This window comes from Proteus sp. fly-1013 (assembly GCF_040140245.1).
GTDB lineage: Bacteria > Pseudomonadota > Gammaproteobacteria > Enterobacterales > Enterobacteriaceae > Proteus > Proteus mirabilis_B.
The window spans coordinates 1-622 of sequence record NZ_JBEEWD010000027.1 but is presented as its reverse complement, the minus strand read 5'-3'; the positions used below and the strand labels follow the sequence as shown (position 1 = coordinate 622).

1 rRNA gene is annotated in these 622 nt (G+C 52.1%); it reads right to left on the bottom strand.

Annotation, left to right across the window (positions count from 1 at the left end):
* Positions 1-622, bottom strand: a 23S ribosomal RNA gene (locus ABN236_RS19290); the annotation flags it as partial.

The following is a 622-nucleotide window of genomic DNA, read 5'->3' as shown; positions in this document are numbered from 1 at the left end:
TCGCTGCCGCAGCTTCGGTGCATGGTTTAGCCCCGTTACATCTTCCGCGCGGGCCGACTCGACCAGTGAGCTATTACGCTTTCTTTAAATGATGGCTGCTTCTAAGCCAACATCCTGGCTGTCTGAGCCTTCCCACTTCGTTTCCCACTTAACCATGACTTTGGGACCTTAGCTGGCGGTCTGGGTTGTTTCCCTCTTCACGACGGACGTTAGCACCCGCCGTGTGTCTCCCGTGATAACATTCTTCGGTATTCGCAGTTTGCATCGAGTTGGTAAGTCGGGATGACCCCCTAGTCGAAACAGTGCTCTACCCCCGAAGATGAGTTCACGAGGCGCTACCTAAATAGCTTTCGGGGAGAACCAGCTATCTCCCGGTTTGATTGGCCTTTCACCCCCATCCACAAGTCATCCGCTAATTTTTCAACATTAGTCGGTTCGGTCCTCCAGTTAGTGTTACCCAACCTTCAACCTGCCCATGGATAGATCACCGGGTTTCGGGTCTATACCCTGCAACTCATTCGCCCAGTTAAGACTCGGTTTCCCTACGGCTCCCCTATACGGTTAACCTTGCTACAGAATATAAGTCGCTGACCCATTATACAAAAGGTACGCAGTCACCCCA